2 protein-coding genes are annotated in these 1,726 nt (G+C 55.9%); both read right to left on the bottom strand.

Features of this window, described 5'->3' with window-relative positions; genetic code table 11:
• Nucleotides 1–95: 95 nt before the first annotated feature.
• A complete protein-coding gene (emmdR, locus tag IM265_RS21845) occupies nucleotides 96–1,550 on the bottom strand; it encodes a multidrug efflux MATE transporter EmmdR (protein WP_120266864.1) in 1,455 nt (484 codons plus the stop codon).
• A gap of 62 nt (nucleotides 1,551–1,612) precedes the next feature.
• A complete protein-coding gene (locus IM265_RS22235) occupies nucleotides 1,613–1,705 on the bottom strand; it encodes a DUF5951 family protein (protein WP_219358334.1) in 93 nt (30 codons plus the stop codon).
• Nucleotides 1,706–1,726 lie beyond the last annotated feature (21 nt).

Here is a 1,726-nt window from a genome sequence, read left to right on the forward strand (position 1 = left end):
AACGGGGCGCATATTATCGATGCTCCCCGATGATGTCAAAGGCAGAATGCATATTTCCGATCGTTTGCCGAATTATTCTCCATTTCGCGCAATTGTCAGGCATTTTGTCGCGGATATTTCCACAGCCAGCGCCCGCTGACCATGCGCCAGTAGAACAGCGCCCCGCGTACGGCCCAGTCAAGGAACATCCCCAGCCAGACGCCCACCACGCCCCAGCCCAGCACCACGCCCAGCGTATAGCCCGCCACAACGCGACACCCCCACATGCCAAGCATGGACACCCACATGGCAAAACGGGCATCGCGCGCTCCTTTCAGCCCGGCAGGCAACACCCAGGATGCCGCCCAGATGGGCATAAAGGCGGCGTTGAGCCAGATAAGGATCTTCACCACCTCTTTCACGTCATCTTCGTGGGTATAGAACGCGGCCATCAGCCCGGCAAACGGCGCGGTGCCCCAGGCGATCAGCGTCAGCCCAATCGTCGACAGCCAGAACACATGGCGCAGCTGCCGCTCCGCCTGGCCTATCTGCCCTTTCCCGAGCCGTTTCCCCGTGATGATGGTTGATGCCGACCCAAGGGCGTTACCCGGCAGGTTAATCAGCGAGGCGATGGAGAAGGCGATAAAGTTACCGGCGATAACGTCGGTGCCCATTCCGGCGACAAACATCTGCGTGAGCAGCTTCCCGCCGTTGAACAACACGGATTCAATGCTCGCGGGAATACCAATCCCCATCACTTCCCAGATAATGGCGAAATTAAAGGGCCGGAAATAGCTCTTAAGCGTAAGACGCAGCGAGGGGGTAATCCCCGTCATCAGGACCCCGATGATGGCCGCCGCACCGATATAGCGTGATATGGTTAATCCCAGCCCGGCCCCGACGAACCCCAGACCATCCCACGAGAACGCGCCGTAGATCAGCACGCTGCTGATGATGATATTCAGGATATTCATCCCACCGTTGATCAGCAGCGGGATTTTGGTGTTACCTGCCCCGCGCAGCGCGCCGCTGCCAATCAACGCGATGGCCGCCGCCGGATAGCTTAAGACGGTCATTTCGAGATAGGTCAGCGCCAGTTCCTTCACCTCGTTCGTGGCTTCCCCGGCGACAAAATCGATAATCTCTTTACCGAAATAGTGGATCACCGCCGCCAGAACAATCGAAAAGAGGGTCATGATCATCAGCGACTGACGTGCAGCCTCGCGCGCGCGTTTGGGATCCAGCTTGCCGAGACTAAAGGCCACCACAACCGTCGTCCCGAGATCGATGGCGGCAAAGAATGACATCACCACCATGTTAAAGCTGTCTGCCAGCCCGACCCCCGCCATCGCCTCTTTCCCCAGCCAGCTCACCAGGAAGGTGCTCAGCACTCCCATCAGCAGAACGCAGGTATTTTCCAGAAAAATAGGCACGGCAAGAGGGGTGATTTCACGCCAGAACAGAACACGATAGCTTTTACGTTTTGCGTACCATGGCGTGCGCACGATCGCCTGGCGCAGAGGGGCAGTGACGTTCAAAATGGACCTTAGCGAGAATAGTTGAAACTCCATTTCAAATGATGGGGGAGAAATGCTAATCCTGCAAAGTATTTTCCTGAAAAAGATGTGTGTATTTACAACAAACTGACGACAGAATCGGCAATCAGTCGATTTTCCCTAAGATCAGGTTTGACAAAAGTTTTTTCGCCGCTAAGATAAGCCTCCACAACGATTCCTCTGTAGTTCAG

Source organism: Enterobacter cloacae complex sp. P17RS (assembly GCF_014895885.1).
GTDB lineage: Bacteria > Pseudomonadota > Gammaproteobacteria > Enterobacterales > Enterobacteriaceae > Enterobacter > Enterobacter bugandensis.